The sequence below is a fragment of the Halonotius pteroides genome, from assembly GCF_003605635.1.
Taxonomy (GTDB): domain Archaea; phylum Halobacteriota; class Halobacteria; order Halobacteriales; family Haloferacaceae; genus Halonotius; species Halonotius pteroides.
In genome coordinates, this window is sequence record NZ_QMDW01000016.1 from 1 (window position 1) to 17,882 (window position 17,882).

At 61.4% G+C, this 17,882-nt stretch carries 14 protein-coding genes and 3 tRNA genes; 9 read left to right on the forward strand and 8 right to left on the reverse strand.

What is annotated here, in order from left to right; all coding sequences use genetic code 11:
- Window positions 1-629 (reverse strand): DUF4399 domain-containing protein (locus DP106_RS10875; protein ID WP_133305133.1); only part of this gene is annotated, 629 nt, incomplete at its 3' end.
- Window positions 630-1,094: 465 nt separating this feature from the next.
- Between DP106_RS10875 and DP106_RS10880 the strand changes: the two genes are divergently transcribed.
- On the forward strand, window positions 1,095-2,186 hold the full coding sequence (locus tag DP106_RS10880) for an aminopeptidase (RefSeq protein WP_120085275.1): 1,092 nt from the start codon (window positions 1,095-1,097) through the stop codon (window positions 2,184-2,186).
- Between the two features lie 72 nt (window positions 2,187-2,258).
- On the opposite strand, the gene DP106_RS10885 is transcribed toward DP106_RS10880, so the two are convergent.
- Window positions 2,259-3,521 (reverse strand): DUF7094 domain-containing protein, encoded by a 1,263-nt coding sequence (locus DP106_RS10885; protein WP_120085277.1) that lies wholly within the window; start codon window positions 3,519-3,521, stop codon window positions 2,259-2,261.
- A 121-nt stretch (window positions 3,522-3,642) separates the two neighbouring features.
- Here DP106_RS10885 and DP106_RS10890 point away from each other — a divergent pair, with 121 nt between their 5' ends.
- The 3 genes from DP106_RS10890 to DP106_RS10900 all read left to right on the forward strand — a co-directional run bounded on the left by DP106_RS10890 (window position 3,643) and on the right by DP106_RS10900 (window position 7,151).
- Entirely contained in the window at window positions 3,643-4,842 is a 1,200-nt protein-coding gene (locus tag DP106_RS10890) for a helix-turn-helix transcriptional regulator (RefSeq protein WP_120085278.1), read from the forward strand.
- A 96-nt stretch (window positions 4,843-4,938) separates the two neighbouring features.
- A complete protein-coding gene (locus tag DP106_RS10895) occupies window positions 4,939-5,781 on the forward strand; it encodes a polyprenyl synthetase family protein (protein WP_120085279.1) in 843 nt (280 codons plus the stop codon).
- 56 nt (window positions 5,782-5,837) lie between these two features.
- Window positions 5,838-7,151: a HEAT repeat domain-containing protein gene (locus tag DP106_RS10900; RefSeq protein ID WP_120085280.1), complete on the forward strand. Its 1,314-nt coding sequence runs from the start codon at window positions 5,838-5,840 to the stop codon at window positions 7,149-7,151.
- A 480-nt stretch (window positions 7,152-7,631) separates the two neighbouring features.
- Here the strand turns inward: DP106_RS10900 and DP106_RS10905 are convergent.
- Window positions 7,632-7,706: transfer RNA gene (locus DP106_RS10905), tRNA-Ile, on the reverse strand.
- 272 nt (window positions 7,707-7,978) lie between these two features.
- A tRNA-Asn gene (locus DP106_RS10910) sits at window positions 7,979-8,051 on the reverse strand.
- Window positions 8,052-8,150: 99 nt separating this feature from the next.
- On the opposite strand from DP106_RS10910, the gene cca reads away from it, so the two are divergent.
- The gene (cca, locus tag DP106_RS10915; protein ID WP_120085281.1) at window positions 8,151-9,506 is read left to right on the forward strand and encodes a CCA tRNA nucleotidyltransferase; all 1,356 of its coding nucleotides are present in this window, start codon (window positions 8,151-8,153) and stop codon (window positions 9,504-9,506) included.
- A gap of 40 nt (window positions 9,507-9,546) precedes the next feature.
- On the opposite strand, the gene DP106_RS10920 is transcribed toward cca, so the two are convergent.
- The 3 genes from DP106_RS10920 to DP106_RS10930 all read right to left on the reverse strand — a co-directional run bounded on the left by DP106_RS10920 (window position 9,547) and on the right by DP106_RS10930 (window position 12,623).
- Complete coding sequence (locus tag DP106_RS10920; RefSeq protein WP_120085283.1) at window positions 9,547-10,554, reverse strand: histone deacetylase family protein; 1,008 nt, start codon at window positions 10,552-10,554, stop codon at window positions 9,547-9,549.
- Entirely contained in the window at window positions 10,554-10,985 is a 432-nt protein-coding gene (locus DP106_RS10925) for a histone (RefSeq protein ID WP_120085284.1), read from the reverse strand. The genes DP106_RS10920 and DP106_RS10925 overlap by 1 nt, the downstream gene beginning before the upstream one ends.
- A 114-nt stretch (window positions 10,986-11,099) precedes the next feature.
- On the reverse strand, window positions 11,100-12,623 hold the full coding sequence (locus DP106_RS10930) for a single-stranded DNA binding protein (protein ID WP_120085286.1): 1,524 nt from the start codon (window positions 12,621-12,623) through the stop codon (window positions 11,100-11,102).
- Between the two features lie 204 nt (window positions 12,624-12,827).
- Between DP106_RS10930 and DP106_RS10935 the strand changes: the two genes are divergently transcribed.
- The 4 genes from DP106_RS10935 to DP106_RS16415 all read left to right on the forward strand — a co-directional run bounded on the left by DP106_RS10935 (window position 12,828) and on the right by DP106_RS16415 (window position 15,948).
- Window positions 12,828-12,900, forward strand: a tRNA-Arg gene (locus DP106_RS10935).
- Window positions 12,901-13,263: 363 nt separating this feature from the next.
- Window positions 13,264-13,995: an SDR family NAD(P)-dependent oxidoreductase gene (locus tag DP106_RS10940; RefSeq protein ID WP_120085287.1), complete on the forward strand. Its 732-nt coding sequence runs from the start codon at window positions 13,264-13,266 to the stop codon at window positions 13,993-13,995.
- Window positions 13,996-14,199: 204 nt separating this feature from the next.
- Window positions 14,200-15,780: a cell division ATPase MinD gene (minD, locus tag DP106_RS10945; protein ID WP_120085288.1), complete on the forward strand. Its 1,581-nt coding sequence runs from the start codon at window positions 14,200-14,202 to the stop codon at window positions 15,778-15,780.
- 39 nt (window positions 15,781-15,819) lie between these two features.
- A complete protein-coding gene (locus DP106_RS16415) occupies window positions 15,820-15,948 on the forward strand; it encodes a hypothetical protein (protein WP_276310083.1) in 129 nt (42 codons plus the stop codon).
- Here the strand turns inward: DP106_RS16415 and argS are convergent, their stop codons facing one another.
- On the reverse strand, window positions 15,949-17,706 hold the full coding sequence (gene argS / locus DP106_RS10950) for an arginine--tRNA ligase (RefSeq protein WP_120085290.1): 1,758 nt from the start codon (window positions 17,704-17,706) through the stop codon (window positions 15,949-15,951).
- Between the last annotated feature and the right edge of the window lie 176 nt (window positions 17,707-17,882).

The window sequence follows — 17,882 nt, forward strand, 5'->3', positions numbered from 1 at the left end:
CCGTCACTCACGCCACTACTTGCGGGTTCTATTGTAAAGTCAGTCGCCTCCATTTCAAACGTGACTGGGTTTTGTTTGGTTGCACCGTCCTCAGGTGACGCAAACGAGACTGATCCAGTAGATGGGGTGTAGTTCACAGAGGGTTCAGCGGTTACACTCACAGTGTCAGTGAGATCATACGCTTTGTGACTGGCATCACCAGCTTGTAGACGAACAGTGTGTTCACCGGGATCAAGATCTAATTCGGCTGTCGTCTGCCCACCGCCATAGTGGTAGTATCCGTTTTCTTCGTTATTTGGAATTACTTCTCCGGGTGATAGCGGTCTTTGATTTACGAGAATGTGAAAGTGCCCTGCTCCGTCACTCACGCCACTACTTGCGGGTTCTATTGTAAAGTCAGTCGCCTCCATTTCAAACGTGACTGGATTCTGCTTGGTTGCACCGTCCTCAGGTGACGCAAACGAGACTGATCCAGTAGGTGAGGCGTAGTCAGGATCATTATCATCATAATTTGCCGTCACAGATGACGAGCCCACCACAGCAGTGACACCCACACCAGCGGTCAATTTTAGTAGATTTCTGCGTAGTGCAGTCGGTTGTGTATCGTTCTCTGCGTCCGAACCATCCATACAGTGATTACGGTTTCATTGGTGTAAATGTTATGCCGAGATATCCGTTGTTAGAGAGCCTGAAACCCATATTTCAAACAAACAATCTATTGAAATAATATATCCGAATAATATTATTGATTATAATGGATTGTCACTGTCTAGTTCAGGTATTATCGTTCAGTGATGTACTGTAACCTGCGCTGTGGACTGTATCAAAAGGTCGTCTATAGCCTGACTCGAACCTGACCGGTATAACACAGCAAATTGAATCGCTCAAATAGACAGTGCCCCATGAGTTAGCATCACTATCATTCTGACAGTACTGGTTGAGAGAGTTAGGTGCTGCACAGATCCTCTGTATGCAGCACCCCGATCGTGTCAGTTCATGCGGATTTCAACAGAGACTGCGTTTCTTTCGCCCACGTTATCGCGGCCGACTCACTGATCGATGACGCTTTTCCACCCGGCGACCCACATATCGGTATGGATCCACGCATCCGCGAGCACGCCGCCACCATTGTCGACCACGCGGTCGACCTGGAAGCCGGCGACCGCGTCGTCATCCAACTCCCACCCGAGGCCGAGGATCTCGCCGTCGCCCTCTACGAGCAGTGTGGCGACATCGGCGCGATTCCCGTCTGGCTCACCCACTCCGATCGCGCCTCCCGGGCGTACCTCCGGGCGGCCGGCGAGGAGTACGAAACCCCCGACCACCAACTCGCCTTCTACGAGGAAACGGACGCCTTCATCATCGCCCGCGGCGGCGCGAACGTCACCGAGACCAGCGACGTGCCGCCCGCAAACAACGCGGCGTTCAAACGCGCCTACCAACCCGTCCAGGAGGAACGGCTCTCGAAACGCTGGTGTCTCACCCAGTACCCGACCAGCGGTCACGCCCAACTCGCCGGGATGAGCACCGAGGCCTACCAGGACTTCGTCTGGGACGCCGTGGGGCTCGACTGGGACGCCCAACGCGAGTTTCAGGCGGGGATGGCCGACCGGCTTGAAGATGCCACCGAGGTTCGCATTATCGCCGGCGACGAGACCGACCTCACGCTCTCGGTTGCGGGCAACCACGCGCTCAACGATTACGGCGAGAAGAACCTCCCCGGCGGCGAGGTCTTTACCGCCCCAGTCGTCGACAGCGTTGACGGCGAGGTTCACTTTGATATGCCGCTCTACCGCCAAGGTCGGGAAATCCGCGACGTGCGACTCACCTTCGAGAACGACGAGGTCGTCGCCCACAGCGCGGGCCGCAATAAGGAACTGCTGACCGAGATCCTCGAAACCGACGACGGTGCGAACCGACTCGGCGAACTCGGGATCGGGATGAACCGCGCGATTGATCAGTTCACCTACAACATGCTGTTCGACGAGAAGATGGGCGAGACGGTGCATCTCGCGGTTGGGGCGGCCTATCCCGAAACCGTCGGCGATGACAACGCTGTCAACGAATCAGCCGAACACGTCGACATGATCGTCGATATGAGCGAGGATGCCCGACTCGAATTTGACGGCGAGGTCGTCCAGCGAAACGGGACGTTCGTCTTTGAGGACGGCTTTGACGCCGCCTGAGCCGGTGGTGTCGACGGCGAATCTTCGCCGATACACACTCGGAGTGTCTGTCGAGAGATGCTCCAACGAACGCTACACAACGCTATCGGCATCCTGCGGGGTGAGCTCCACGAACGCCGCGGAGTCATCCTCCGAAAGGATCGTGAGCGTAAACGTCCCTCGCGGCGTCAGCGTCCACACATGGCCGTCGTCGGCTGTTGAGCCAACGGAGACACTCTCTTGGCCGTTCTGTCCGATCGACACATCAGCGTCGACCGGTTGACCGGTATCGACATCAACAACACGCACATCGAGCGGCCCGCCGACGTAGGCGCGGTCGACGGTCACTGCTAATCCGTCCTGTCGTTTCGTTGTTCGCGTCACGGGAACGACCTCATCCAGCGCGATCTGTTGGTGTTCGACGAAGCGCTTCTCGGTTGTGCCGTCGATAAACGTCTGCAACGAGCCCTCGTCGATCTCGATCGACACCAGCGACAGCGAGCCCGGGCCACCGATACTCCAGGTGCCGCCGCTGCGTCGCTCCCAGAACCACGGATACTGTGTAGTGACGATATCCTCCGCGGTTGCGGCGGTGATCTGCCCACCGGTCGCACGGTTGTCGAACCGGTACGCCTCCCGAATGTAACTGCCGTCGTTAATCGCTGTGAGGGCAAGATTGCCATCGCCGACCTGTATCGACACCCGTCCAGCCGGTCGATCGCCGCTGAACACGGTGGCGGCGTAGGCCCGCACCGGGCCATCGAGCAGCCGAAGCTCGTAATCGACTGTGGTCAGCCGATCCGATAGCTCCCGCCGTCTGTCATTATCGCTGCTGGCTTCGATCTGGGCATCGATCACATCGAGACGGTCGCGCAGTCGGTCAGCCGTCTGGCCGATCAACACCAACTCTTCGAGAAACGCCGTCGGCTCGCGGTCGCCGGCTGCGAAGGCGTCGATTGCGTCAGCCTCCCGTTGGCGGAGCTGGTCGGCGGTCGCCGCGATCGCATCAACGCTGGCAGCGAGGCTATCGTTGGCACCCGCGTCAGCCGATACATTTTGTTCGATGGCGGCGGTGGCGAGTGTATCGGTCGCGGCCGCACTCTCGAAGCCGGCGGCCGGGCCGATATCAACGTGGTGTCGCCGCAGGCTGCTCCGACTGATCGCCCCTGCTCGCAGCGGTAACACGTTTCGTGGGGTCACATTCGCTGTCTCGGTTGTGCGGTCGCCGCCAGCCGTGGCCTGCAGCGGTGCTGATATTTGTGCGGCGGTGGTGTCGCTCCCGGCCGGGGGTATCGCGCCGGCACCGACCGTCGCTGTGACCAACAGCGCGGCGAGGAACAGCGGGAGGGCTCTCATTCATCGGCACTCTCTGGCGGATCGACAAAAATCCATCTACAGGCGACGAGGGATGGTGGACTCCTGTCACACAGCCGGTGTGATAGAAAGCGTTTTCCGCGACGACTGTGAGGCTCCGGTAATGCGGTTTGTAGCCCTCGGGGTGATCTTCCTCGTGTGCCTCGCTTCTGCCCCTCCAGCCGCCGCGGCCGCTGTTCCAAGCGACACCGCCGCGGCCACGTCGGTCGATACGATGGCCGCCAGCACCGCGGTTTCGCCGGTCGCCCAGACGACCGCTCCGGATGGCGCGCTTGCCGCCGATACGGTTGCTGAGCCAACGACAACCTTCGAACTCGCTCTCCAGCCCGACCGGAGTGCCGACTGGACGGTGACGGTCACCTACGATCTCCGCACCGACGACCAGCAGGCAGCCTTTGCTGACCTCGCGGCGGCCTACCGAGATGGGGAGGCCGATTTTGGCCCAAGCGCCTCGCTGTATGCGAATCTTGCCGCCCGCGCCAGCGAGACCACTGACCGAGAGATGACCATCGAGAATCCGACCTACAGCGCGGTTCGACGCGGGACGACCGGCCGGCTTGAGCTGTCGTTTACATGGACGAACTTCCTTGCCGACGCGGGTGAGGAACGACTCGTCTTCAACGACGCGCTGTCGACGCCCGACGGCACGTGGCTCTCGACACTCGGCGAAAATCAGGTACTCCGGATCACCACGCCCCGCGGCTACGCGATCACGAGCGCAAACGTTCCCTTCGCCGACAACACCGTCGAGATCGAAGGGCCACGGAGCTTCAACTCTGATGATCATATCCGCATCAGCTTTGAGGAGTCCGTGCTCGGGGCGGGCTCACTGCGGTTTGTTGGCATCGCCGTGATCATCGCCGCGATGCTTATTTCGCTTGCCGTCCTGTTGCGCCGCAACGATCGTATCGCCGTTCGCGACCGCGTTCTTCCGGGTGGTGGCGACGATCCTGACTCAACCGCGGCTGCGACGGCCGAGGAGCCGGCTGCGGCCGATCCGCCGGAAGAGGATCTTTCGCTGTTAGCCGATGATGAACGGGTCGAGCGCCTGCTTGAGCGCAACGGCGGGCGGATGCGACAGGCCGCGATCGTCGATGAAACCGACTGGTCGGACGCAAAGGTTTCACAGCTGCTGTCGTCGATGGCTGATGCGGATCGGATCTCGAAGCTCCGGATCGGCCGGGAGAATCTGATCACGCTGCCCGGTGTCGACGCAACCGGTGGTGATAATCCGACCGGGACTGAGAATGCTGCTGCCGACGATCCATCGACAGATGCAGGCCCCGACGCCCCACCGCGTTGATACCGTTACTCGGTTCCATCGGGCCGTCACCCGCGGCATCGGCGGGGTGGTTCGCGGTTTCGTCACCTACTTTGCTGACGCTCGCAAACCAGGCGTATGGAGTATTTGGAGCGTCGGGTAGGGCTGGTCAACGACCGGCTTGAGGCGGCCATCGAGGCCGCTGATCCCGACGCCTTAGGCGACCACCTCGGGCATGTCGTTCTCGCTGGCGGCAAGCGAGTACGGCCGGCGGTGACGGTGCTCTCGTGTGAGGCTGTCGGTGGCGACCGCGAGCAGGCGGTCGATTTTGCGGCCGGCATCGAACTCGTCCACAACGCCTCCTTGGTCATCGACGACATCATCGACCGCTCGGATACCCGTCGGGGAACGCCGAGTGCATGGGCCGAATACGGCTACGGCCCGGCGATTATCGCCAGCGACGGCCTCCTTGGGGAAGCCTTCGCGCTGTTTGCCGACAACGGCCACGCCATGGAGATTGTCGCCGATGCGATGGTTGAACTCGGAGAGGGCGAAGGGACAGAACTCGCCGCGAAGCCGACAACCGAGACCGAATATATGACCTTGGCCCGGCGGAAAACGGGCGCGCTGTTTCGGGCCTCGGCGGAACTCGGGGCGGTCGCCGGCGAAGCCGACGCGGAGACGGTCGACGCCTTCGGCGAGTACGCCGAGCGGGTCGGCGTCGCCTTCCAGATCCGAGACGACGTGTTGGATGCGACCGCAAGCACCGCCGATCTCGGCAAGCCTGCGGGCCAAGACGAAACGATGGATCGGCCCTCACTGATCCAGATCACCGATCTCACACCCGAGGAGGCCGACCAGCGCGCCCGCAAACAGTCAGATCTCGCCTTGGAGGCCCTTGGCGGGGTCGACCTCCCGGAGACCGACGCTGTGGCGTATCTCCGTGATCTCGCGGAGTTCGTTGTCGTCCGCGAGCGATAGCCTACCAACCCACGAATGGAAACGCTCTTTTGAGTATCGCCCGCAGTGTGTGACATATGAGCAACGGCGATGACGATCCGACCGACGCCGACGAGGTCGACGCCGAGGGTTCGGCCGACGCTGACGCCGGTGAGTTGGCCACAACCGAGGATCCTGATGAGCGCTGTGAGGCCGCTGCTGAGGCATTGGAGGCCGCAGCAACGGAGGCTGCCCTCGACGATGTGGAAGCGACGCTCGACGCTATCGAGGCTGACCTCCCACCGGTGCCGGAGGCCGATGAAGACGACGAAGACGGCCCCGACGATCCTCACGAGGAGGCTCGCTCCCGGCTTGCTGACCTCCGCGACGATCTTGCGGCGGCACGTGGCCCCTACGCTGCGGATGTAACCGGTGCGATCGAGTCGGCGACAGCCGCGATCGACGACGGCGACTGGACTGAACAAGGAGCGGGTGACGTTGCCGACGCCGTCGGGTCGTTCGTCGACGCCGTCGCCGAGCAGGTCGACACCGACGCGGAGCCGCCGACGACGGTTGAGGAAGCGACCACGGTACTTGACGAGGTCGCGGCAGCAGTCGAGACGGCCGGCCTCGATCCAGATGTTGACGACGAAACGATCGCCGCGCTGGTCGACGTAACCGACACCCTCGACAACGATATTGAGGCTGCCCAAGAGTGGGCTGACCTCTCGGTGCGGGAGACACTCCAAGCCGAGGGGTACTACGATGTCCTCGGCCACACGAAGGATTTCCCCATGGAGTGGGCTGCTCTCAAAGAGCATGAAAAACGCGGCAACACTGCCATGATCCTTAGTGCCCTCGAGAAGTTAGATTCGGAGTTCATGGAGGAACACTGTCTCGACGCCCTCGAACGAATGGGTCCGGTCGCGGCGACCGACGAGGCCATCGAGACGATGCTCGCCCGCGCCGAAAAGCGTGACAAACCCGCGGTTCGGATTCTCGGGAAGATGGGTGCGACCGAGGCCGTCGAGACGCTGATTGAGTACGTCGATGCCGACAGCGACGCACCGCTGCAGAAGGTTACCTTCCGCGCGCTCGGTGAGATCGGCGACGACCGCGCCGTCCAGCCGCTGGCCGACAAACTGCTGATGGACAACGATATCGTCCGGCCGCAGGCCGCCCGCGCGCTCGGCCTTATCGGCGACACCCGCGCGATCAAACCGTTGTCTGAGACCCTGAAGGCCGACGACGACGCCACTGTCCGGGCTCAAGCCGCCTGGGCGCTCCGGCAGATCGGCACCAAACGCTCCCTTGAGGCCGTGGTTGATCACGGCAGCGACGAGACGTTTGTTGTGCAGACCGAACTCGATAAGGCACGTGAAGAACTCGACGCCGCGGTGCCAAACGCCTGACCTGTGTTGGCATACTCACCGTAGAAGACCTTGAGATTCTCCGCGTCGTAGAAATACGTCATTTTTATTCCGAATATTTTGCTCACTGCACAGCCGGGACAGGCTGGGCCAGCAAACAATCGTCCCGTTCTGACGGGATCACTACAGGCAATCACTCCGCAGTTATGCCAGTCCCCACAGGGCTCGTCGGCACCTGCTGTTTCACCGCGGACACGTCGATGAAAGGCATCTTCGCTCGTCACTCGTGACGGTGTCCTTGATTAGCACGTCGCAGCCCGCATCAGCATGGCGGTCGGGTTGGCGGGAAGCTGTCACTTTCGACTATTAATTTCGACGTAAGGCGAGGGGGTGCATTTAGATTCTAGTTGAAGTCCCTCTTTCAGCAGGGGGCGTAGGCAACCCCCTAAAACGCCGATTTTAAGCAGCTTAGCATGTCCAAAGCCGGGGTTAGTTGCAATACAGAACTGCCTAACTACTAGATGGGCCCTATCGGATTTGAACCAATGACCACCGAGTTATGAGCTCGGCGCTCTTACCAGACTAAGCTAAGGGCCCTACCCGAGTGATACCGACTGCCCCCATATGAGAGTGTCGAGTTTCCGAACACAAGCGGCGATGCTTGAACTCGCTGTGAGAGTGGAGCATCGACGCCTCTCGCGTCATTGTTCGAGAAAACACGCCGTCGCCAGGGCTCGAACTCACCGAGACGGTCACCCTCGCTTCGCTCGCGTGCTGCGACTTGTCTGCACGAGCCCTTTCTGAGCGACCACACCCACGACAGTTGCTACTCGGAGCCAGGCTCCTCGTGAGTTGTCGCAGGAAAACGACGCCGTCGCCAGGGCTCGAACCTGGGACCACCTCGTTAACAGCGAGGTGCTCTACCATCTGAGCTACGACGGCCCGACGCGTCACAGGGTAGTCGGATCGTTTTAATATGGCTTTCGTTTTTCCCCCGACGGAAGCGACATCCTTTCGACGGCCGGTACTGAAATAACGCGTATGCCGAGCCTTGAGAGCGTCCTCGATACCGTCGCCGACCGCGTCACCCCCGAACGCGACGAACGAGAGCGGCTGGCCGACGCGGCAGCGACGCTGACCGACCGCGCCGAGGCCGCCCTCGTCGACCGCGACATCGACGGCGACGTGCTTCAGGTCGGTTCGACGGCTCGCGGTACCTGGCTCGCTGGCGACCGCGATATCGACCTGTTCGTTCGGTTTCCGACCGACTACGACCGCGCCGAGTTAGAACGCCTCGGGCTCGCCATCGGCCACGAGGTGCTCCCTGATGGCCACGAGGAGTACGCCGAACACCCTTACGTGACCGGCGAATTCGAGGGTTTTGCGGTTGACCTCGTTCCGTGTTATGCCGTTGACAGCGCGACGGCGATCCGTTCGGCGGTCGACCGCACCCCGTTTCATACTCGGTATATCGACACCCACATTGACGACACTCTTGCCCGCGATGTTCGCCTCTGCAAACGCTTTCTCAAAGGGATCGGTGCCTACGGCAGCGACCTCCGCACCGAGGGCTTTTCGGGCTATCTAGCCGAACTCCTCGTTCTCGAATACGACGGTGTTGACGCCCTACTTCGGGCGGCCGCCGACTGGCAGCCACCGCTCACGCTCGATCCTAAGGCGCACGGCACCGAATCCTTCGACGACCCGCTCACCGTTATCGATCCAACCGATCCCGAGCGCAACGTCGCGGCCGTGCTCTCGGCGACGAATCTCGCTCGGCTCCAGCATTATGCCCGCGACTTGCTTGCCGACCCTCGCGACGCAATATTCACCCCTTCAGAACTATCGCCGCTTGACCGCGAGAGCGTCCGGACGCATCTCGCCGACCGCGAGACGACAGCCGCCGCCATTGTCTTCGAAACACCGGCTATCGTCGAGGATCAACTGTATCCACAACTCCGCAAGTCACTGGCTGGGATCGTTGATGGCCTCGAACGCCACGACTTCGGTGTCGTTCGATCGACAGCCATCGCCGATGCTGATCGGAGCGTCCTGCTTGCCGAACTCGCGGACACGACGCGACCGGCGATCGAACGCCACGAGGGACCGCCGGTAGCTGTCCGCGATCACGCTGTGGGCTTTTTTGAGAGCTATGTCGACGACGACACGGTGTACGGCCCGTTTCTCGACGGCGATCGATACGTGGTCGAACGCCCACGCGCGGTGACTGACGCCCGCACATACCTCGACAGCGACGCCATTTTTGAGGTTGCCCTCGGCGCACAGATCGAGACGGCACTTGCTGACGGCTACGAACTCCTGTGGGATGAGGCGGTGGCGACGCTGGCCGACGAGTTCGGCACCGAGCTGGCGGCATACTTTGAGCCAACGCCCTAGCAACGACAGCTAACGACGCGAATATCGCTCGATGGCAACGCTACTCGATGTCGAGCCGTCGGCGAATGTCGTCGGTGATCTCGACGGTCGATGTCTCCGGGTCGTCCTCGCAGGTGATCGGCTCCCGGCCGTCGAAGGTTTCGTGTACCATCCCAACCCCCTCTGAGAGCGTATCCAACCCGTAGCCACCCTCTAAGACGAAGGCGAGGGCGGCGTCGTTGGCGTCGGCGATCGACCGCAGCCGATCGGTCAACAGCGCGTACCCCTCGGTCGACACACGGTGGCGGGAGATCGGATCATGTTCGTGGGCGTCAAACCCAGCGCTCACGATGACGAGATCCGGATCGAAGTCGGCGAGTGCGGGGGCAAGTGCCTCATCGACGACGTGGAGGAAATCGGCATCGCCAGCCCCTGCCGGAAGCGGCGCGTTCAGGGTTGCCCGTTCGCCGTCGCCGGTGCCAGTTTCGTCAACATTGCCGGAGCCCGGATAGATCCCTTCCTCGTGAATTGAGCCATAGAACACGTCCTCGCGGTCATAGAAGATATCCTGTGTCCCGTTGCCGTGGTGGACATCCCAATCGAAGATCGCAACCCGATCAACCTCGCCCTCATCGAGCAGCGTCTGGGCGGCGACGGCGGCGTTGTTGACAAAACAGAACCCCATTGCCTTGTGGCTGACCGCGTGATGGCCTGGCGGTCGCCCGAGCGAAAACGGGGTCTGGCGGCCGTCAGCCCCATCAAGGGCCTGCCGGGCGGCCCACAACGCGAGGCCAGCGCTTTTGCGAGCGGCATCCCAGGTGCCCTCGGAGGCGACGGTGTCGCGATCCCAACTGCCGCCGTCGTTCTCACAGAATCGCTTGAGCTCGTTGAGGTAGGTGCCGCGGTGGACAGCTTGTATCTGCTCGCGGGTTGCTGCTGGGCCATCTTGGTAGTCGACGTGATGTTTGTGCTGGAGCGCTCGCTGGATCGCCCGCAGTCGATCAGCCGTCTCGGGGTGTCGTTCGCCGGTATCGTGTTCCAGACACACGTCGCTGTAGCCGAACTGCATTATTCGAAGAGCGAAAAGTAGGTCTCGATGTCATCGGCCTGTACGGTGCGTCGGTCGGCGTGGTGGGCGAGGGTGACGGCGGCGGCGGCGACGTTGTCGGCGTAATCCTCGAGAATATCCGCCAGAGCGATCCGGGCGTCCATCGACACCCGGTAGCTGTCGTCGATCTCCAGTCTGGCGATCCGATCGACGGGGGCGATCGGGAGCTCAAGGCTCTCACGACCGACGACCGTTTCCACGCCGAAGTCGGTCGCCATCAGCGTTTTCCGGCCGTCGGCGGTTGCCGTCTCGGCGGCTCCCACCGCCAGCGTTGCCCCGTGGCGTTGCACGCGGCTGGCCAACGCCTCGGCGGCGTCGGCACTCACCCGGAGTGAGCCAGTGTTGCGCCGAATAATCGCATCAACCGGGGCGAACGGCAACTCGACACTCATACCCACATACCCGGTTGTGGATCGTATAATGCTTTCCGTTGTCCTCGTTGCCATCAGCGACCGTTCACACCACTGACAGACGATGGCCGGCGAACGGCACCGCAACAACACGGCTCAGAGCACGTCGTCGGCGTCGATCGTCCCGTCGGTTTCGGTGCCGCGGACGGTCACCTCCTCGCCGAGTCGGAGCTCGGCGTCGGCCTCGATCTGTCGGGTCTCGGTGCCGTTGTCGAGGATGATCGGACTGCCGGCTTGGACGACGGTGCCGGTGAACTCGACGGTTTCGCTGACCTGCGTGGCCGCCGCGGCCCCGCCGGCCTCGCTGCCGGTCGTCACATCGGTTCCTGCTGTCGCCGCCGCGGCCTCAGCGGTCGCATCCTCGGCAGCCGCTGCGTCCTCGCTCGCCTCGTCGCTGTCGGCATCCTCGAACGCTGACATCCCTGTTTCCGCACCTGCGTTCGATTCGGCATCTGAGCCTGTTGTCTCGGTCGTGTCGCCGGCGTCAGTCTCGCCGTCGAGAACGGTCACGGTCGACTGCCAGCCGGCGGAGGCTTCGAGGTCGTCCTGCCACCCTTCTTGGATCTCTGCGTCGGTTACGAGCACGCGGTCGGCCAACTCGATGTCCGTGTCGGCCTCTTCGCCCCACAGCGCGACCCGCATGTCGTCGGTCTCATCGCGGAGACGGATGTTACGAACCTGTCCCTCCGAGCCATCGTCGCGGTCGAAGGTGCGCTTCGAATCGGTCTCGATGACGCCGCCGGCGATGTCGACCGTCTGACCGATCTCAACGCTCTCGATGTCAGTCGTCTCAGGAACGTATTCGATCTCCTCATCGATCGTCTCAACCGCGCCGCGGGAGCCGACATGGAGCTCGAGGCTGCCGTCCCGCTCCTTGACATAGCCGTCGACGATCTCGACGGATTGGCCGTCGGTGAACTCCGAGACGAGGGGTGCCTGCTCGTCCCACAGTGTCACGCGAACCCGGCCTGTGGGGTCACCAACCGACAGATTCGAGACCTGTCCCTCGGAGCCGTCGTCGCGGTCGAAGGTGCGAACCGTGCCAACATCGAGAATGTTTCCTTTGAGGGTGACATCCGACAGCCCCATCGAGAGATCCTCGACGCGATACAGCTCTTGGGTCTCCACATCGAGTTCGGCGTCCTCGTCGGGTTCAGCTTTGTTGACGCTGACCTCAACGCCGTTGTACCCCTCTTTCGGCCGGCCGGCGATCCGCAACACGTCGCCGGCCTCGATCTCGCCGTGTGTGTCAGCCTCTGGATCGCCAACTGCCGAAACCGCCAGCTTGTCCCACATCGAGATCCGGATCCGGCCTGTTTCGTCGGCGACTTCGAGGTTGACAACGCGGCCATCCTCGGCGTCTTCCTCGTCACGTTCGAACGTTCGGAGATCGCCGATCGAGACGACCTTGCCGAGGAATTTCACCTCGTCCATGCCGGGTTCGATATCGGCGATGCCGTTGACCTCCTCGTCTTTCAGCTCGTGGGCGATCAGTTTCGCGGCTGTCTCCTCGTCGGCCAACCCACCCATCTGTTCGACCTTGTCCTCGACGGCTTCCCGGAACTCCTCAAGCGACACGTCGGTGTCGAGGGCCTCGTATTCGTCCGCTATGACACCCATAGGTATACACAGTGGCAGGGGTAGTTCCCGGTTAAGCGTTGTCCTTGGCTCGGTTCGTGGGCGGCCGACGGTGACCTCGATCGGCCGCTCGTCGTCGTGTTTTGGGCGCGCATGGCGAGGGTGTGTCGGGATCAAATAAAAACCTCAGGTGGGTGGCCGCCGTACCGTAACCGTCTTAAGTAAACCATGGGTATGAATAGATGAGTCCTGATAGGGTAGTGGACTATCCTCTTGGCTTGCGGAGCCAGGGACCGGAGTTCAAATCTCCGTCAGGACGTTCACTCTTTGTTGCTTCGCTTCGCTCAGCAACGGCATCGTTCACGCCCTGACGTGCCCTGCGCTCGTGTCACTCGCGCAGGACTCCGTCAGGACGTTTTCGCTGACACAACATCATTATCAGCCGATGTACTTGTACCGTTTTGAACCCAGCACAGCAACTATTGACACTGATTAGTTGCCGTACAAGGTGCACAGCGCGTATTTTGCATCTAACCTGCACGTAATGCCGGGTGGTAAGCCGTACAAAACTCCAAGGCAGATCAGTTGAGTTGAGCATACGGATGCACTCGATTGTCAAAGAACCGTCATACCCATAGACAAAAGATTTAGTTACTATACATTTATATAAGTTGGTTGTAGAATGAGCGTGCTCATTACAGGCGCGAGCCGGGGAATCGGACGATCAATCGCACTGAACCTTGCAGATGACCACGATATCGCAGTAAACTATCGAAACTCATCGGATGCTGCTAACGAGGTAGTCAACGTTATTCAAAAAGATGGTGGCAACGCGATAGCCGTGCAAGGTGATGTCCGTGACCCGGAGGATGTCGATTCGATGATTACTGAGATCATCGACGAGTTCGGTGAGCTTGATGCGGTTGTCAACAACGCGGGTATTGTTGAGCCAGATCTCACAACTGAGATTAACGATGACCAGTGGAATCGGGTACTTGATACGAATCTCACGGGAGCATTCTACGTAACACGGGCAGCCATTCCATATCTTGAACCGGACGGTGATGTAATATTCATCTCCAGCATTGGGGGAACTGGCGGAACGGTTGACGCTAGCTATGCAGCGAGCAAGGCGGGTCTTCACGGGTTGACTCGCTCGCTGGCACGAGAGTACGGTGACAGCGGGCTTCAGGTCAACGCTATTGCTCCTGGCCCTGCCGAGACAGATATGAACAGCACCATCGTTGGGTACTTAGAGTCGATCGACTTCCGGGGTCACGAGAACATCGATACACATCTTCCCGAGTATGCCTGCCAACCCGAAGACGTTGCTCATACTGTTACATATGTATTAGAAAACAACTACATCCAAGGCGAAATCATCAACGTCAATGGAGGTATGCAGTTCCAGTAACGATATAGGGTGCGATATGACCACTGGATCGACGCTATCTATCCTGCACAGGTTAATCTCTCAACTCCGATAGACGCCTTCTGATTTACCACCCCTCAGTGCGACCCTCACCCGCCATTTCGACCACCGAACGGTTCGAGTGGTCTCTCTGTCGTGCCACACCGAGGGACATCTTTTATATCCACGTCGTAGTACACGCTTAGTATGGCACGGGTCTTCGCGGTCGCCAGCGCGAAAGGGGGCGTTGGCAAGACGACGACAACGGCAAATCTTGGAGTGATCCTCGCCGAGACCGGAGCTGATGTTGTGGTGATCGACAGCGACATCGGCATGGCAAATCTCGGGGCGGCCCTCGGGATCGAGTCACCACCGACAACGCTCCATGATGTGCTTAATGGCACCGCCAAGGCCTCTGAAGCGACCTACGAAGGCCCTGGTGGCGTCTACGTTGTCCCCGGCGATACCGCTCTCTCTTCGTACGCCTCGGCCGACCCTGAAAAGCTCCCCTCGGTGCTCCGCACCCATTCACAGGCCGACTACGTTCTGCTCGATGTCGGTGCGGGCGTCAGCCACGAGACGAGCCTCCCGCTGTCGCTCGCTGACGACGTCCTGCTGGTGTCGACGCCCGAGCGCGACGCGCTCCGCGACACTGAAAAGACCCGCCAACTCACCGAACAGCTCGGCGGCACCGTCGCCGGCGCGGTCGTCACCCGCACCGACGCGTCGACGCCGGTCTCGGAGCTGGCGACCGGTACCCTCGCGGCGACGGTGCTGGCATCGATCCCGGAAGACGAGGCCGTCCGCGATTCCCTGGCGGTCGGCGAACCGTTGTCGACGTACGCTCCCAACAGCCCCGCGGCGGCCGCCTACCGCGAACTGGTCGCCGAACTCACCGATATCGACCCCGAGGCCCCGCCCGACTCCGAATCCGCGGCGACAGCTCCCGATTCGACACCGGACGCCGAACCGACTGACACCGACCCAGCACCAGCCACCGACACATCGACGGCCACAACCGCTGCTGTCGACGCAGAACCGGCTGCGTCAACAGCCGATCAAACCGACACCGACGCCGACAGCGACGAGATGCCCGAGGCCGAATCGAAGTGGGCGGAAGCGGCCACCGGCACCGGGATCGATGTCGACGAGCAGTTGGCCGACGAGGCGGCAGCTATGTCGGACGCCGCCGAGCCGCCGACAGCCACAGAAGCCGCCGACAGCCCCGAGACTGACCAGCCATCGGTTGACGCGGCTGACACGGATGACGATAGTGATGATACAGAGTCGGCAGCGGCTGACGCTGCTGTCGACGATGGACTGACGCCGGAGCCGACAACTGAGACGATCACCGAGACCGCGACCGATACATCTTCGCCTATCGCTGACGTGGCTGAGGGGATCACACCCGATCCCTCAGCCGACGATACCGACTTAGCTGACACCGAGTCGACGCCTGACCCCGAGGCGGCCAACGACGCCGACCCAGCCGAGGAGGCCATCCCGTTCCACGACACGGACACCGGCGACGATGCCGCTGCCAACGACACGACAGCCGAGTCAGACGCCCCCAAGCCGCCGACTACACCATCCGATGAGCCGGCTGTCGATGCGTCGAATGAGCCCGCGGCCGAGGAACCGCTCATCCCTGACGCCGAAGGCGAATCGTCGTCGACCACCGACGAGCCCTCGGCGATGACGACCGAGCTCGGCGCTGCTACCGATGAAAGATCGGATGACGATGACGATGACGACAAGGGCTTCTTCAGGCGGCTGTTTTTCGGCTAGAGCGATACGTTCTTACTCACGGCGTTGCCAAGCCGGCGTATGACAGACACCGATGGGAGTGTTCCGCTGTGGTGGATCGTGTTCTTCCTCGTATTGGCGCTTGGCGGTGCCATCGGCGCGATCAACTTTGTCGGCGGGAGCATCTTTTTTCTGCTGCCGGTCGCGTAGCTACATCGAGTCTGGAGCCTCGACACCGAGAACGGCCAACGCGTTGGCGACAGCATGTTGTGCGGCGGCGACAAGCGCGAGCCGCGAGCGACGGGTCGTTGCCGTGTCGGCTGACAACACCGGACACGACCGATAGAAGGCGTTGAACGCGTCGGCAACCTCGCGGGTGTAAGTCGCCACGCGGTGGGGTTTGCACTCGTCGGCCGCGTCCTCGATGACCGCCGGAAACCGGGCGATCGCATCGATCAACGCGGCTTCCTCCGGGGTCGACAACGCCGCGATGTCGATGTCCTCGACGGTTGGTTCGCTGTTGGCTTCGTCGAGAATGCCACAACAGCGGGCGTGGACGTACTGGACGTAAGGGGCCGACTGGGCCTCAAAATCGAGTGCCTCATTCCATTTGAACGTGATCCCCTTTGTCGGCTGTTTCGAGACGATATCGTAGCGTACTGCGCCGATCCCGACCTGGTGGGCGATGCGTTCGATATCCTCGTTGTCGAGGTCGTCGTCGCGGATGCGGTCGCCGAGGCGGTCTTCGACCTCTTCGCGGGCGCGGTCGATCGCCTCATCCAGCAGATCATCGAGCATGACACCGGTGCCACGGCGGGTACTCATCTTTCCCTCCGGGAGATTGACGTACGAATAGATCACGTCGTCGAGTCGGTCTGGATCGTTGCCGAGGATATCCAGCGTCGCCTGCAGCTGGCTGGCCTGCAGCTTGTGATCCTCACCGAGAACGGTCACCGCCCGATCGAAGTTGTCGAACTTCCACTCGTGGTGAGCGAGGTCGCGGGTCGTATAGAGGCTTGTCTCGTCGGAGCGGCGGAAAACGAGGTTTTTGTCGATGCCATAGCCGTCCAGTTCGAGCTGCCAGGCTTCCTCGTCGTAGACAGCGTGCTCGCTGCTCTTGAGCCGGGCGGCGACATCGTCGGTCGAGCCATCTCGCATGAACCGTGTTTCCTTGACGAACTCATCGAACTCGGCGGGCAGGCGGGCAAGACAGTCTTTCATGCCACCGAGGACGGTGTCGACAACCTCGCCAACACGCTCGTAGGTGGCCTCGTCGCCGGCTTCCAGTCCCTGCATAATCGCGGCGATCTCATCCTCGGCGGCCTCGGCTGTCGCCTCATCGGCGTCCTCGAGGAACGAGTTTCCTTTGCGGTAGTATCGTACCAGATCATACTCCGCGCGATCGCGAGCGGGCTCGCTGTCGAGATTGCTCTCGTCGAACGTCTCGTAGGCCCAGGTGAAGACGGCCATCTGCCGGCCGGCATCGTTGACGTAGTAGTGGCGTTCCACATCGTAGCCCGCCATCTCCAGCGTGTTGGCGACAGCGTCACCGAGGATCGGGTTGCGGGCGCGGCCGACGTGTACCGGGCCGGTCGGGTTCGCGCTCGTGTGTTCGACGACAACCGATTCGTCCCGTTCTGGGAGGTGGCCGTAGTCGTCGGCGTTGGCGGCTTCGATCGTTTCCTGTCGGTATCGGTCGGTCGTCTGAAAGTTGATGTACGGCCCTTTGGTCGTCACCGCACCGATGTAGTCGTAGCCGGCCGAGTCGATCGCGGCGGCCAGTTCGGCGGCAGCCTGCGGCGGTGCGGGCTCCAACTCGCCGGCCAGTCGGAAGGCGACACTTGAGGCCAGCGTCGCGTCAAGCTCTTCGGGTGGCTCCTCGATCCCGAGGTCGCCGGTCGGCAGGTCAAGCGACTCTAGGCCCGCCGTCAGGGCGTCGGCGACCTCCGTACGAAAGGCTCTGAACATGCCGTCGGGTTTCCGGTCGGTGCTAAAGGGCCTTCCGAACCGACACCCGTGATCCGAGGGGTCTTCAACGCGGGCATGCTACAGTATTCTACCGACAGGGACTTCGACGAACAATCTATAACGGTTTTGAGATGCATTCCATTTGCGATATGTTTATCACTCTCGGTCACCTTCCT